Below are 14,325 nucleotides of genomic sequence, written 5' to 3'. Positions count from 1 at the left end.
AAAATCAAAGATTTTTTGTGTCCCAAAAGAATTACATTCTTTTGAGGACATCAATACCTAAAAGATTTAAACCATTTTTTATGACTTGTTTTACACAACTAATCAATAATAATCTTGCTTTTTTTAGTTCTTCATCTGCTTTAAGCACAGGATAGGTATGGTAGAAGTTGTTAAATGCCTGAGCTAAGTCCAGAAGATACCTCGTTATAGTATGTATTTTATAGTTCTTTCCTGCTGTTTTAACAACATCATTAAAATTGCTTAGTGTTGTTATTAGTTCTAGTTCTTCTTTTTCTTTTAACAGAGAGGTATCAGCTTTATTTTCAATCTTTTTATTGTATTTTTTTAGTATTGAGTTTATTCTGGCATATGTGTACTGTAAATATGGTCCTGTTTCTCCTTCAAATGATATTGATTCTTTTGGATTAAATGTAAAATCTTTTGTTGAATCATATTTTAGAATATAAAATCTTATTGCGCCCATTGCTATTTTTTCTGCTCTCTTTTTTAGCTCTTTCTCATCTATATCTTTATTTCTTGATTTTGTTTCTTTTAGAGCCAATTTAATCATATCATTTACTAAATCATCTGCATCAACAACACTACCTTCTCTTGATTTCATTTTACCTGTTGTTAGATTCACCATCCCATATGCAAAATGATAGCATTTATCTGCAAAAGGAAATTTTAGAATTTTTAGAGTTTCAAATAAAACTTTAAAGTGATAGATTTGTTCTGTTGCAACAACATAGATTGATTTATCATACTTAAAATCTTTATATCTTTCTTTTGCTAAATAGATATCCTGAGTTATATATACAGATGTTCCATCTGCTCTTAAAAGAATTTTGTTTCCATACCCTTGTTTGTTTAAGTCGACAAATACTGCGCCATCTTCATCTTTTTTAAACACCCTTTTTTTTAATCCATCCAAAATAATCTCTTTTCCTTTTTTGTATGTGCTGCTTTCGAAATATTCTTTTTGGAATTTAATATCAAACTTTTTATAGGTCTCTTTAAACCCATCTAAAGCCCATTTGTTCATTTTTTTCCATAATTCAATTGTTTCTTTGTCTCTTTTTTCCCATTTTTTTAATAATTCTTTTGCTTCGTCCTCTAGTTTCGGGTTTTCTTTAGATTTTTTAGCAAACATCACATAGTATTTTCCTACAAAATGATCTGACTTAAGTTTTGATTCACTAGAAAATCCTTTGGATTTTCGGTGCCCAGAAAATTTTTTATTTTCTTGGGTCTCAGGAGAATCATTTTTACCCCATTTTTTATATGCTAACATTGATTTACAGATTTGTATTCCTCTATCATTGTTTATGTTTACTACAACTACATTGTGACCGTTTGCTTTGAGAAGATTACATAGAGAATAACCTAAAGAAATGTTTCTTACATGACCTAAATGTAATGGTTTATTGGTGTTTGGACCAGGATATTCAACTAGGATTGTTTTATTTGTTTTTGGTTGAATACCATATTTTTCTTTTTCATTAGATATTTTTCTTAGAACGTCTTCTGATAATTTTTCTTTGTTGACAAAGAAATTAAGATAGGGTCCTGTTGCTTTTACTTCTTTAATTGTTTTATCCAGCTTTATTTTTTTAGTTAGTTCTTGTGCTACTTCATTTGGATTTTTTTTATATTTTTTCGATAGTACGAAACAAGGAAAAGCATAATCTCCTAATTCTGAAGATGGAGGTATTTCAAGGTTGATATCACTTAATTTTGTCTCTTTTTTTAATAATTTAATGATATGTTCTTTAAATTGGTCCATATTTTAAGTTAGATATTTGGTATTTATTAAGGTTTTGGATAGAAAACCTTAAAAAGGGCGTATTATTCCTTGAGATAGTATAATGAAAAGAAGTTCAAGCCGTTGGAAAAAGAAAGGCCAAATGCGTTGGAAATGGCAGAGAAAACGTATGAAAAAAGAGAAAAGGAAAAGGGCCAGTAAGAAATCATAGATTTATTTTCAGATTAATCCTATAACTATTTATTCCTAAGTTTTGAGAGAGTACAAGGTTTACTCTATAATTTTGATCTTTATTTGTTTTTTTATTTCTTTTAAATACTTGTTTAATAGCTTTAACTGCATAGTTCATAGCTTCATCAGCAACAAAAGCAGCACCTGCTCCTGCTGCACCATACGCCAAATCATTAAGCGCACCATTCCAATCTGGCCAATTCGGCTCCTTTCTTTTTAAATATAAATCAAGTGCTTCTTTTCCAAATGCTGCTGCACCTGTAGCATAAATACCATGAATTCTTGCTTGATTTACATCTCCAAATATTAAATGGGATCCTTCTTTTACTACCCCATATATCGAAAAACATGCCCAAAAATGTGATGCATTACCATTATGCCATCTAAGCCCCCCGTTTGGACCACCATTATACTCTCCAAATTTTAATTCTTGTGCGTTTAGTGGACTTGCGACTGTTAAACCTGCCACTATTGCTGCTAATGAAATCTCTTTTACTTTGTTCATCTTATTTATTAGATATTTTCTAATATATAAAGCTTTGTTCTACAATTACTATATAGTAATGAATTTATCAAAAACATAAATTTCGAAAAAGATATAAACTATTAGACTATTCAGAAAACATGGAAAATAAAGATATTGAAATTGAATTAAGATTTCCTTTGAAGAATCCAAAAGACGTGATTAATTTCCTAAATACTAATGCAAAACCTATTTCAAAAGATCTTTTTCAAAAAGATACTTATTTCACACCAATTCATAGGGATTTTCTTGATGTTAAATACCCTTATGAATGGCTTAGGTTACGGGAAACAAATAAAGAGAATTTATTGAACTATAAACACTTCTATCCAGAAAATGTGGAAAGAACAGACTATTGTGATGAATTTGAAATTAAGCTTGATAATATAGAATTAATGAAGAAAATATTGCTAAGCCTCAATTTCAAAAAAATAGTGGTAGTAGAAAAATCTAGAAGTACGTGGATGTTTAAAGATGTTGAGATAGCAGTAGATGAGGTAAAAAGCCTTGGTTCATATATCGAGCTTGAAGCAAAAAATCATTTTGAAGATCCAAAAAAAGGAAAAGCATATCTTTATTCTATTTTAAAAGAATTGAATGCTGAGGTAGGAAAAGAAGATCTTCGTGGTTACCCTTTTAAAATCATAGAAAAACAAAAATTCTAAAATAAGTTTATTTTAAATAAGATTAATATTTACCTATAAATATAAAATGATAGAATACAAGACTAAACCAGATAGTGATAAGGAGCTTTTTTCTATTTTACACCCTCTTGTAAAAAAATGGTTTAAAGGGAAATTTAAGGAATTTGCTGTTCCTCAAAAATACGCTTTGATGGAAGTACACTCCCGTCAAAATGTTTTGGTTTCAGCTCCTACTGGAAGTGGTAAAACTCTAACAGCTTTTTTATCTATACTTAATGAACTTATAGATTCGTCTGAAAAAGGAATTCTTGAGGACAGGATATATGCTGTCTATATTTCACCATTAAAGGCTTTGTCAAATGATATTTCTGTAAATTTAATTGAGCCTTTAAAAGAGATAGAGAAAATTGCCGGGAAAAAGTTAGGTATTAGGATAGGAGTTAGAACAGGAGATACAACAACAAAAGAACGTACTGCTATGCTTAAGAATCCTCCCCATATTTTAATTACAACTCCTGAAAGTCTTGCTATTCTTTTATCTTCTATTAAATTTAAAGATCATCTAAAGAATGTAGATTGGTGTATTATTGATGAGATCCATGCTTTAGCAGAAAATAAAAGAGGAGTTCATTTAAATCTAAGTTTAGAGAGATTAAGTCATATTGCTTCTCATATGGCAAGAGTAGGGTTAAGCGCTACAGTAGCCCCTTTAGGAGAGATAGCTAAATTTCTAGTAGGTCCTAAAAGACCGTGTAAAATTATTGATGTTCAATTTATCAAAAAAATGGATTTAAAGGTTTTAAGTCCTGTTCCAAAATTGATAGATGCTTCACATGAAGAAATGCACCATAAGATGTATGATTTGATGGATAAACTTATACAAGATCATAAAACAACGCTGGTTTTTACAAATACTAGGGCTGCTACCGAAAGAGTTGTCCATCATTTAAGAGAAAAATTTCCTAAAAATTATACTGAAGAGATTACAGAAGAAGATAAAACTGGTGTTAAAAGTAATATAGGCGCTCATCATGGTTCATTAAGCAAAGAACACAGAACAAAGATTGAGAAGAATTTACGTGATGGAAAATTAAAATGTGTTGTTTGTTCCACTTCTCTTGAATTAGGTATTGATATAGGTTATATCGATTTGGTTATTTGTCTGGGTTCTCCAAAATCTGTTGCAAGAGCTTTGCAGAGAATTGGCAGGTCTGGACATAAGCTTCATGAAAAGACAAAAGGAAGGATAATTGTTTTGGACAGGGATGACTTAGTAGAGTGTGCTGTCTTGCTTAAAGAAGCGATTGAAAAAAAGATAGACAGAATACATATTCCTAGAAATTGTTTAGATGTTTTGGCTCAGCAGATTGATGGAATGGCTTTGGAACAGACATGGGAAGAAAAAGAATTGTATAAAACAATTAGAAAAAGCTATTGTTATCAGGATTTGGCTTTAGAAGATTTTAATGAGATTTTATCTTATTTAGCAGGAGAGTTTGTTGATTTAGAAGACAGATATATTTATGCTAAGATATGGAGAAATAAGGGAAAAATAGGAAGAAAAGGAAAGATGGGTAGGGTCATTTATATGACTAATATAGGTACTATTCCTGATAATACTGCTGTTCTTGTTAAGATAGGCGACCAAGTTATTGGTACAATTGAAGAGGCTTTTTTAGAAAAGCTTAAACCAGGAGATATTTTTGTTTTGGGTGGCTCTGTTTATATGTTTAAATTTTCACGTGGAATGGTTGCGCAGGTAAGTGCTTCTGTTAGCAGACCACCTACTGTTCCAAGATGGTTTTCTGAATCTTTACCATTAAGTTTTGATTTAAGTCTGGCAATAGGAAAGTTTAGACGGCTTATGGATGGCAAATTTACAAAAAAGATTTCAAAAACCAATCTTTTGAAATTTATTGATGAATATTTGTATGTAGATAAGAATGGTTCTAGAGCGATATATGATTATTTTTTTGAGCAGTATAATTATGCTAAAATACCTTCTGATAAAAAAATATTAATTGAACAATATGATAATGGGGATCAGATATATTATGTATTCCATACTTTGTTTGGCAGGAGAGTTAATGATTGTTTGTCAAGAGCTGTAGCATTTGCAATTTCTAGATCACAACACAGAGATGTCGAAATTGGAATTAATGATAATGGGTTTTATGTTACTTCACCTAAAAAAATTATGTTGATGAAATCTTTTAAATTAATAAAATCAAAAGACATAGATAAAATAATGGATATGGCAATAGACAAAACAGAGGTTTTGAAAAGAAGATTCAGGCATTGTGCAACTCGTTCTTTGATGATTTTGAGGAACTATAAAGGAAGAGTAAAAAGAGTTGGCAGACAACAGGTAAGTTCTATGATTTTGATGAGCGCTTTAAAGAGGATAAATCCTAATTTTTCGATTTTAAAGGAAGCCAAAAGAGAGGTTTTAGAAGATTTAATGGATATTAACAATACTAAATATATCTTAAAAGAGATTGAAGCAAAAAAAATAAGAATAGAAGAAATTTCAACACTAGTTCCTTCTCCTTTTGCATTTGGTTTAATAGCTCAGGGTTATACAGATATAATGAAAATAGAGGACAAAATAGAATTCTTAAGAAGAATGCATAATCAAGTTTTAGTAAAGTTATCTCTTAAAAAAGATATTGATAAGAATCAGATAGAAAACCAAATAATGGATAAAGATGTTGATTATAATGAGCTTTGGGAAAATGAGCAGAAGAAAAAATTAACTAAAGAAGAAGAGGAATTACATGAACTTAAATTAATGATGTGGAATGTTAAACACGTTCCAAGATTCGCAAAAGAAGAATTAGTTAGGCTAATAGAGGGAGATAAAAACATTAGGCAGGATGTTGTTGATTCTGTTGAGAAGTATAAGAAAGAGATTAAAAAAGAATGGCCTAAAAAACTTCAGACTTTTGTTTTTAAAAAATTAAAAGAGATTTAATCCATTAAATATATAAATAGCTTATTTCTTTGATTTGTTATGAATTTAACAGCGGTTTATATGGCAGCAGGACGTGCTTCTAGATTTGGTGGCAGAATTAAAGCCCTAATACAAATAGGCCCAAATAATGAAACACTAATGGGTTTATCAATGCAGCAAGCCAAACAAGCAGGTTTTAATAAATTTGTGATAATTGCCAGTCCTCAAACATTGGAATCATTAAAAGAAGTTTACAAAGATAATTTCTTAGAAAATTCAGTTGAATATTGTATACAAGAAACACCAGATTATAGGGAAAAACCATTTGGAACATCTCATGCTTTATTATCAGCAAAAGAATTTGTTAAAGAACCTTTCATCGTATTAAATAGTGATGATCTTTATGGTAAAAACACTATGAAATACATAGCTAATTATTTAAAAATAACAGAAAGTGGTTATTGTTTGCCTGGTTATAAACTTAAAAATGTGCTTTCTAAACATGGTGGTGTAAATAGGGGTATAATTAAAATAGATTCTGAAAATTATATGGAAGGTATTAAAGAAACATTTGACATATTAAAAAAAGATGTTGGAACTAATTATTCAGGAGAGGAACTAATATCTATGAATTTATTTGGTTTGCAACCAGATTTCTTTAATTATTTAGAAGAAGCTTTAAAAAAATTCTTAAAAGAGCATCCTAATGATCCAAAAACAGAATTCTTATTGCCAAACTCAGTAAGTAATTTTAAAAATGAAAAAGATACGAAAATAAAAGTGGTTCCTACAGATGACATTTGGATAGGAGTAACTAATCCTGAAGATGAAGAAAAAATGAGAGAACAGCTTAAAAATAGTTAAAATATAAAGCTTTATAAATGCTTATTTATTCTCTCATTCTATTATAATTAAGGTGGTAGAATATGAAAATAATGGAAGAACCAACATCAAAATTTGTAAAAATAAGATGCCCTAAATGCAAAAACGAACAGATAATGTTTGGTAAAGCAAGTTCAACTGTAAAATGTCTTGTATGTGGAAAAATCCTAGCTGAACCAAATGGTGGAAAAGCAAGAGTAAAGGCAAGAGTATTAGAAGTTCTAGAGTAATTATGAAATTACAAAAAAAAGGATTCCCCAAGGAAGGAGAATTATTGCTTTGTACAGTTACAAAAATATTTGGTCATTCTGTTTTTGTTAATATTGAGGAATATAGCAAACAGGGAATGGTCCATATTTCTGAAATAAGTCCTGGAAGAATAAGAAACTTAAGAGATTATGTAGTAGAAGGTAAGAAGATAGTTTGTGTTGTTTTAAGAATAAATCAAGAAAAAGGGCATATTGATTTAAGTTTGAGAAGGGTTAATGATAATCAAAAAAGAAGAAAGTTAGAATCAATAAAAATAGAGCAAAAATCAGAAAAAATAGTAGAGCAGATTGCAAAAGAATTAAAGAAAGACGCAAAACAATTTTATGAATCAACAATCCAAAAGGTTTGTTTAAATTATAGTGGTTTAAATGATTGTTTTAATGATGTTGTACAGAATAAAGTATCATTAGAAGAATTAGGTATAGAAAAAGAATCAGCAGAAAAACTAACTAATATGATAAAAGAGAGGATGAAACCTCCTAAAATAGTTATTTATGGTAATCTTTCACTAAAAAGTTATGAAGGAGATGGCATTGAAATCGTAAAACAAGCTCTAGCAAAAGCAGAAAATAGTGGAAAAGAGAGTGTTGTAATAAGATATGGTGGAGGAGGAGACTATAATATTATTATTACAGCTGACGATTACAAAGGAGCTGAGAAAATATTAAAGAATGTTACTGAATCAGCTATAAATTTTATGGAAAAGAATAAAGGTGTTGCTAGTTTTAAGAGAATTGAAAAATAAAGTTTTTGGTTTTTGTGAATTTTATGTTCAAAATTCTCAACAAAAGGTTTTGGCTTATGAATAAAGGAAAGCTTTATATATTTGCACATATATGCAAATAATACTATAAACTAACCTTATTTTTCAAATATGTGAAAATGAAAGCAGAACAACATAAAACCGCATCTGAAAAACATTATGAGATAGCTGTAAACATAGACAAGAGCTTAAGAATGAGGCAGATAAGGACAAAAGATTAGCTTTAATGACTGTTGCTGCACAAAATTACTTTTATGCCTCAATAAACGCAGTTGAGTATGTGTTTGCAAAGATGAAGAACCCTTTGCATTCAGGCGATCATGAGAATAGAACAAGCAATATTTACACCAATATTAAGGAATTTAAAAATTCTGAAATGTTTTTTGAATACAAAAAAATGCAGGAAACAAGAGGAATGGTAACTTATAGGGCTGTTAATGGTGAAAAATATAAAGTGATTAAAAGCTTTGCAGAAATAGCTAATGATGAACTCAAATGAACAAGTTTGAAAAAGCCATTAATGATGTCAGGCAAAAATATTTGCATCATGATAAAATTCTAAAAATTATATTATATGGCTCTGTTGCCAGAGGAGATTATTCTTTAAGGCATTCTGATTTGGATTTATTTATTGTTGTTGATCAGATAAAGCCTCAAAAAACATTTACAAAAAAATTGGAAGATGAATTGGAAAGAATAGGAATTAAATATGGTGTTAAGATTCATCCTGAATTTCAAGGCAGAAAAACAACAGTAGAGGATCATACATTACTTCAAAAACTTTTATTAGAAGGAAAAATCATTGTCGATAATTATACCAGAATCTTGTTTAATTTGGATGCATTAGGATTAAAGCCTTATTATATTTATGAATATAATGCTTATAAATCAAAAAAAAGGACATTATTTTCTAAACTATTGCACGGGAAAAAAGTCAAATATAAGAAAAAAGGAAAAGATGTTTTAGTAGAATATAAAGGAATTATTGACAAAAAAAATATATATGTTCTTGGAAGAAATGTATTAATGGTTAAAGCAAGTTTTAATGATGATATGATCCAAATATTTAATAATTTTGATGTGAAATATAATTTAAAAGAAACAGTATGTAAAATGTGAAAAAATGCCTCAACAAAAGGTTTAAATAAGAGAATGTTGCTTTAAAATTAACTCTTTGTGATATGGGCAGGAGTGAGTGGTGTTAAATGGAAGATAAAATCAAAATAATGTTATAGCAGATGATTTTTATAATAACTTCAACAAATATACTAATAGAGGAACTACTACAAGTTTAAGCGGAGATGACGTCAATTATGCCATATAGATGGATATACAGGAGTTAATTAAAGAAAATCAAGAACTAAATAGAAGAAAGTTTTAGAACTCAAATAAAGATAAGAGAATTGAGAAATAATTTTAATAACAAATTTTATAAATAAGGTTGTATTCTTCTGACTAATGAAACACATTTTAAAATGTTCTGAGTGTGGACATTATACTATGAATGAAAATTGTGGGTGTGGTGGAAATGCTTTTATGGCTAAACCACCAAAATATAGTCCTGAAGATAAATATGGGGATTACAGAAGAAAGGCTAAAAAAGAAGAATTCATCAAAAAGGGATTATTATGAGCAAATTTGATATAACTTTGATTGGAAAAAAACCAAAATTAAAAAATCCAGTTCTTATAGAAGGATTGCCTGGTATAGGTAATGTTGGGAAGATTGTAACAGATTTTATTACAGATGAAATAAAAGCAAAAAAACTCTATGACATTACCTCGCATAGTTTTCCACATTCTGTTTTTGTAACTGAAAATAATTTAGTTGAGCTGCCTTTAATATCAATATATTATAAACAATCAAAGAAAAGGGATTTATTAATATTAGGAGGAGATGTACAGCCAACAGATGAGCAAAGTTGTTATGAATTTTGCGAAAAAATACTCGATATTGCCAAAGATTTTGGATGTAAAGAGATTGTAACTTTGGGTGGAATTGGGTTACAGGATGAACCAAAAAAACCTAAAGTGTATTGTACAGGTAATACTAAATCTGCTGTAAAGAATTTTAAGAATGGATTTAAGATAAATGAAAAGCTTTTTGGTGTTGTTGGACCAATAATTGGTGTTTCTGGTTTATTGGTCGGATTAGCTAAAAAAAGAAAGATAAATTCTGTTTCGTTATTAGCAGAAACCTCTGCTCATCCTATTCATATTGGAATAAAAGGTGCAAAAGAGATAATTAATATTATGAATAAAAAGTATTCAATTGGAATTGATCTAAAAGATTTAAATAAAGAGATTGAGTTAATTGAAAAAGATGATTTGATAAGATCAGAGCAGTTAGGAGAACTTTCTCAAAAATCTGCTTTGAAGAAATTAGGTGGAAAAATTAGCAGGGATCCTGTTAATTATATTGGATAATTTAGTAATAAATTAGAGCGTTCTTTTTTAGTAATATTTTTATAGTTTAGTTCTTATATTGATAATAGGGGTAGAGAAGATAATAAAAAATCAAAGATAGAATGGTCACTGCACATGAATTAAATATTGAAGGATCAAAATATTATAGCGAAGGAGATTATAAAAAAGCTCTTGAATGTTTTGAAGAATCATTAAAACTAAATGCAATTGATGCGACAGTTCTATGTAATAAAGCAAATAGTCTTTTCGCATTAGGAAGGCATAATAGAGCAAAAGAAGTTATTGGAGCTGCTTTAATATTACATCCTAATAATGATAATATAAAGAAAATTAAAGAAATAATCTTTAACAAATCTCATAATGTAAATGAGGAGACGACTAATAAACATAATCAAAATATTAGAGAAGTTCATCATTATCATGATTCTGGTGGAAACGTAGTTATTACATTTATAATAATTTGTATTATAATTTTTTTAATTTGGTTATTTTATGGTGATTATATTAAATTTTATATAGAAGCATTTAGATTTAATTTGTTTATGAGTAGATTAGGGTTTTAAAATTAATATAAAAGAAATTTTATTTTCTTTTGTACCTATCAAAGCACATAATTTAGTAATGTTTATATATCTTAATTCTTAGATTATTAATATGTCTAAAATAGAGTCTGTCAAAGCTAGAGAAATACTAGATTCCAGAGGGAATCCTACTGTAGAGGTTGATGTTTTTACCAAAGATGGAGTTTTTAGGGCTGCTGTTCCTTCTGGTACTTCTACTGGTGTATATGAAGCATTAGAATTAAGAGACAATAATAATTCAAGGTATTCTGGAAAAGGTGTTTTAACAGCTGTTAATCATGTTAATTTACAGATAGTAGAAAATATTGTAAATATGGATTGTACACAACAAAAAGAGATTGATGATAGTTTGATTTCTTTGGATGGAACAGAAAATAAAACTAATTTAGGCGCAAATGCTATGTTAGCTGTTTCAATGGCTGTTTGTAGAGCAGGAGCAGCTGCTAAGAAAGTTCCTTTATATCAACATATTGCTGAACTTGCTGGAGAGCCAACTGATCATTATATAATGCCGGTGCCAAGCTTTAATGTTATTAATGGAGGCAAGCATGCGGATAATCAATTGGCTTTACAGGAATTTATGTTTATGCCAACAAAAGTAACTTCTTTTAAAGAAGCACTGCGTATTGGTTCTAAGGTTTATCATATTCTAAAAGAAATTATTTCTAATAAATATGGAAAAGCAGCTACTGGTGTTGGAGATGAAGGTGGATTTATGCCAAATATTGTTAAAGGTAGTGAAGCGTTGAGTATTTTAAAAGATGCTATTAAGAAAGCAGAACTTTTAGAGGAAATTGATATTAAGATAAGCATGGATTGTGCAGCTTCTGAGTTTTATGATGAAGGATTGTATGATTTAAATTTTAAGGATCCTATCCAGGAAAATAAAATAACGTCAGAAGAATTAAGTGAAATGTATGCAAAATTTATCAAAGATTTTTCTGTTATATCAATAGAAGACCCTTTTGATCAGGATGATTGGGAGTCTTATGTTAAGTTTACTGCTGAATTTGGTGATCAAATACAGATTGTTGGAGATGATTTATTGGTTACAAATCCTAAAAGAATAGCAAAAGCGATTGAGCAGAATGCGTGCAATGCTTTATTGTTAAAAGTAAATCAAATAGGAACTATTAGTGAAGCAATTGATGCTTGCAGAGAAGCAAAAGAAGCAGGATGGGGGGTTATGGTAAGTCATAGGAGTGGTGAAACAGAGGATTCTTTTATAGCTGATCTGGCAGTTGGATTAAGGGCTGGTCAGATAAAATCAGGAGCCCCTTGTAGATCTGAAAGATTGGCAAAGTATAATCAATTATTAAGAATTGAAGAAGAATTAGGTGATAGATGCAGTTATGCAGGAGAACACTTTAGAGAACCTTAGTTTTCTTTTATTTCTTCAGCTCTTTCTTTTTTTATTAAAACATCTGCTATTTCTATAGGTAGTTTAGAAACATCCTCTTCTTCATAAGGACCGTATTCAAGCATATCCTCTCCCATGAACTGAGGTACTGCTGTTAGAAATCTTACAAGTTTGGTAGATTCTTCTTTAGGAATTTCATCTGCTGGTTTAAACTCCTCTTTTGTTTCTGTTTGTTCTGGTTTTGTAAAGTGTTGTCCTTTTAGTAATTTATCAAGAATCTTATCTCTTTGGCTGTCTAATAGGCTTATTATCATTTCATAAAACAATTTTTCTTCATCAAGCAGAGCAGAATTATCTATTATATTTGAAGAATATCTTGATTTATTTACAGCCATATTTATTATCTTTTTCTCTCTTCTTTCATATATATCTGTTAATATTTTCTTTATGTTCCCTATTTGATGAAGTGTTTTTTCTTTTTCATCAGATTCAAAAAGACCTTTTTGATCTTTGTTATCATTTAGAATGTTCTGTTTTTCATTAAGATAGTTAGTTGCATCATGAAAAAAAGTATCATGAAGTTTTTGTAAATCTTCTTTTGTTTTTTCGTTTCTTAGAATTTCAAATAGAGTATCATAAGTGACAATAATATCTTTAGATTCTATTTCTTGACTCATTTTACCCCCATATTAATAATCCTATAACTCATATTTAAATATGTCGGAAATCAAATAATCACGACCATTTAACCATAACTTCGTTGGTTCTTTCTTTTGGTCTAATATCTAAGCTGGAATAATCTTTTGTTGCTTGTTTTTTTTGTAGTATTCCCTGCCATGCTATCATAAGCCCGTTATCTACTAGAACATTTCTTGGTGGAACAAAGAATTTTGCACCTCTTTCTTTGCACATGATTTCAGACATTTCTTGTAATCTTGTATTGCATGCAACCCCCCCCCCTAACAATAATTCTTTTTTTTGGCAGTGAGCCATTGCACGTTCTGTTACTTCAAGCAACATTGCAAAGACTGTTTCTTGAGTGGAGTATGCTAAATCTTCTTTTGTGAATTTATTACTATCATATTTTTGTTTAAGATTGGTTAAAATTCCTCCTACTGAGATATCCATTCCTTTTACAACATAGGGTATTTCAATATAGTTTTTTCCTTTTGAAGCTAGTTCTGCTATTTTAGGTCCTCCTGGAAAACCAATTCCTAGGTGTCTTGCAAAACCATCTAAGAAATTTCCAACACCATTATCTAGTGTTTCACCAAAAATACGATATTTTCCACCATCATAAGCAATGATTTGTGTGTTTGCGCCAGAAGCATATAATAAAACCGGATCTTTTGCTTTTGTTAATAGTTTTCCAATTTCTAAATGAGCTATACAATGATTAACTCCAACAAGAGGCAAATCTAGTTTTTTAGCTAATTCTTTTGCTTTTTCCATTCCTACTACTAGACAAGGTGGTAAACCAGGTGCTTGTGAAAAAGAGATTAAATCAATATCATATTCTTTTAGTTTGGCTTGTTTTAATGCTTCTTTAATAACTTTGTTAGCACATTTTATATGGTGTTCTTTAGCAAAAGTAGGATGAATCCCTCCTTTTTCAGTAGTATAGCTATCTTTAACATTAGCTAAGATGTCTCCTTTATTGTTTATAATACCTGCACCAAAAGTGTGAGCTGTAGATTCTATACCTAAACATATCATAAGAAGTAGTATAAGTTATTGTTTTATAAGTTTTATGTTATCTTAATCAAAAAGATCTTCGTCGTATGATGGACTTAATTCTAATTCTTTAACTTTAAATGCTGGAAGTTTATCAACTTCTTCTTGAATCCAAAAAACCCCAAATTTATCTTCATATAACATTTTCACCTCCTAAGCTTGTTTATAATCATCTAATTTATGTATGCCTTTT

Annotated in this window: 15 protein-coding genes; 11 read left to right on the top strand and 4 right to left on the bottom strand. The window is 29.5% G+C overall.

From position 1 onward, the window contains the following. Positions 1 to 31: 31 nt before the first annotated feature. On the bottom strand, positions 32 to 1,786 hold the full coding sequence (argS, locus tag CEE44_00355; GenBank protein ID TKJ16974.1) for an arginine--tRNA ligase: 1,755 nt from the start codon (positions 1,784 to 1,786) through the stop codon (positions 32 to 34). A 184-nt stretch (positions 1,787 to 1,970) separates the two neighbouring features. Next, positions 1,971 to 2,501 (bottom strand): hypothetical protein, encoded by a 531-nt coding sequence (locus tag CEE44_00350; GenBank protein ID TKJ16973.1) that lies wholly within the window; start codon positions 2,499 to 2,501, stop codon positions 1,971 to 1,973. A gap of 119 nt (positions 2,502 to 2,620) precedes the next feature. Between CEE44_00350 and CEE44_00345 the strand changes: the two genes are divergently transcribed. The 11 genes from CEE44_00345 to CEE44_00295 all read left to right on the top strand — a co-directional run bounded on the left by CEE44_00345 (position 2,621) and on the right by CEE44_00295 (position 12,419). Next, entirely contained in the window at positions 2,621 to 3,184 is a 564-nt protein-coding gene (locus tag CEE44_00345) for a hypothetical protein (GenBank protein TKJ16972.1), read from the top strand. A gap of 46 nt (positions 3,185 to 3,230) precedes the next feature. Beyond that, a complete protein-coding gene (locus tag CEE44_00340) occupies positions 3,231 to 6,137 on the top strand; it encodes an ATP-dependent helicase (protein TKJ16971.1) in 2,907 nt (968 codons plus the stop codon). A gap of 39 nt (positions 6,138 to 6,176) precedes the next feature. Beyond that, complete coding sequence (locus CEE44_00335; protein TKJ16970.1) at positions 6,177 to 6,980, top strand: nucleotidyltransferase; 804 nt, start codon at positions 6,177 to 6,179, stop codon at positions 6,978 to 6,980. A gap of 62 nt (positions 6,981 to 7,042) precedes the next feature. Further along, positions 7,043 to 7,228 carry a 30S ribosomal protein S27e gene (locus CEE44_00330; GenBank protein ID TKJ16969.1) on the top strand — a complete coding sequence of 62 codons (186 nt, stop codon included), beginning with the start codon at positions 7,043 to 7,045 and terminating at the stop codon, positions 7,226 to 7,228. A 2-nt stretch (positions 7,229 to 7,230) separates the two neighbouring features. After that, positions 7,231 to 8,013: a hypothetical protein gene (locus CEE44_00325; GenBank protein TKJ16968.1), complete on the top strand. Its 783-nt coding sequence runs from the start codon at positions 7,231 to 7,233 to the stop codon at positions 8,011 to 8,013. Positions 8,014 to 8,257: 244 nt separating this feature from the next. Next, entirely contained in the window at positions 8,258 to 8,530 is a 273-nt protein-coding gene (locus CEE44_00320) for a hypothetical protein (GenBank protein ID TKJ16967.1), read from the top strand. Then, positions 8,527 to 9,150, top strand: coding sequence for a hypothetical protein (locus tag CEE44_00315; protein ID TKJ16966.1), 624 nt, complete (start codon positions 8,527 to 8,529; stop codon positions 9,148 to 9,150). The genes CEE44_00320 and CEE44_00315 overlap by 4 nt, the downstream gene beginning before the upstream one ends. 339 nt (positions 9,151 to 9,489) lie before the next feature. Beyond that, positions 9,490 to 9,663 (top strand): ribosome biogenesis protein, encoded by a 174-nt coding sequence (locus CEE44_00310; protein TKJ16965.1) that lies wholly within the window; start codon positions 9,490 to 9,492, stop codon positions 9,661 to 9,663. Further along, on the top strand, positions 9,660 to 10,457 hold the full coding sequence (locus CEE44_00305) for a hypothetical protein (GenBank protein ID TKJ16964.1): 798 nt from the start codon (positions 9,660 to 9,662) through the stop codon (positions 10,455 to 10,457). The genes CEE44_00310 and CEE44_00305 overlap by 4 nt, the downstream gene beginning before the upstream one ends. A gap of 101 nt (positions 10,458 to 10,558) precedes the next feature. After that, a complete protein-coding gene (locus CEE44_00300) occupies positions 10,559 to 11,020 on the top strand; it encodes a hypothetical protein (protein TKJ16963.1) in 462 nt (153 codons plus the stop codon). Between the two features lie 82 nt (positions 11,021 to 11,102). Beyond that, positions 11,103 to 12,419: a phosphopyruvate hydratase gene (locus tag CEE44_00295; GenBank protein TKJ16962.1), complete on the top strand. Its 1,317-nt coding sequence runs from the start codon at positions 11,103 to 11,105 to the stop codon at positions 12,417 to 12,419. Here CEE44_00295 and CEE44_00290 read toward each other — a convergent pair. Together CEE44_00290 and CEE44_00285 are read right to left on the bottom strand one after the other, a co-directional pair. After that, positions 12,416 to 13,075: a hypothetical protein gene (locus tag CEE44_00290; protein TKJ16961.1), complete on the bottom strand. Its 660-nt coding sequence runs from the start codon at positions 13,073 to 13,075 to the stop codon at positions 12,416 to 12,418. The genes CEE44_00295 and CEE44_00290 overlap by 4 nt on opposite strands. A gap of 58 nt (positions 13,076 to 13,133) precedes the next feature. After that, entirely contained in the window at positions 13,134 to 14,114 is a 981-nt protein-coding gene (locus tag CEE44_00285; protein TKJ16960.1) for a UGMP family protein, read from the bottom strand. Between the last annotated feature and the right edge of the window lie 211 nt (positions 14,115 to 14,325).

The organism is Candidatus Woesearchaeota archaeon B3_Woes, assembly GCA_005222965.1.
Lineage (GTDB): Archaea > Nanobdellota > Nanobdellia > Woesearchaeales > B3-WOES > B3-WOES.
This window is presented reverse-complemented; position numbering and strand designations above follow the sequence as displayed.

What these genes read in the sequence shown, in the direction of transcription:
- argS (TKJ16974.1), bottom strand. Translation starts at nt 1,786, where the DNA reads ATGGACCAATTTAAAGAACATATCATTAAATTATTAAAAAAAGAGACA.
- CEE44_00350 (TKJ16973.1), bottom strand. Translation starts at nt 2,501, where the DNA reads ATGAACAAAGTAAAAGAGATTTCATTAGCAGCAATAGTGGCAGGTTTA.
- CEE44_00345 (TKJ16972.1), top strand. Translation starts at nt 2,621, where the DNA reads ATGGAAAATAAAGATATTGAAATTGAATTAAGATTTCCTTTGAAGAAT.
- CEE44_00340 (TKJ16971.1), top strand. Translation starts at nt 3,231, where the DNA reads ATGATAGAATACAAGACTAAACCAGATAGTGATAAGGAGCTTTTTTCT.
- CEE44_00335 (TKJ16970.1), top strand. Translation starts at nt 6,177, where the DNA reads ATGAATTTAACAGCGGTTTATATGGCAGCAGGACGTGCTTCTAGATTT.
- CEE44_00330 (TKJ16969.1), top strand. Translation starts at nt 7,043, where the DNA reads ATGAAAATAATGGAAGAACCAACATCAAAATTTGTAAAAATAAGATGC.
- CEE44_00325 (TKJ16968.1), top strand. Translation starts at nt 7,231, where the DNA reads ATGAAATTACAAAAAAAAGGATTCCCCAAGGAAGGAGAATTATTGCTT.
- CEE44_00320 (TKJ16967.1), top strand. Translation starts at nt 8,258, where the DNA reads ATGACTGTTGCTGCACAAAATTACTTTTATGCCTCAATAAACGCAGTT.
- CEE44_00315 (TKJ16966.1), top strand. Translation starts at nt 8,527, where the DNA reads ATGAACAAGTTTGAAAAAGCCATTAATGATGTCAGGCAAAAATATTTG.
- CEE44_00310 (TKJ16965.1), top strand. Translation starts at nt 9,490, where the DNA reads ATGAAACACATTTTAAAATGTTCTGAGTGTGGACATTATACTATGAAT.
- CEE44_00305 (TKJ16964.1), top strand. Translation starts at nt 9,660, where the DNA reads ATGAGCAAATTTGATATAACTTTGATTGGAAAAAAACCAAAATTAAAA.
- CEE44_00300 (TKJ16963.1), top strand. Translation starts at nt 10,559, where the DNA reads ATGGTCACTGCACATGAATTAAATATTGAAGGATCAAAATATTATAGC.
- CEE44_00290 (TKJ16961.1), bottom strand. Translation starts at nt 13,075, where the DNA reads ATGAGTCAAGAAATAGAATCTAAAGATATTATTGTCACTTATGATACT.
- CEE44_00285 (TKJ16960.1), bottom strand. Translation starts at nt 14,114, where the DNA reads ATGATATGTTTAGGTATAGAATCTACAGCTCACACTTTTGGTGCAGGT.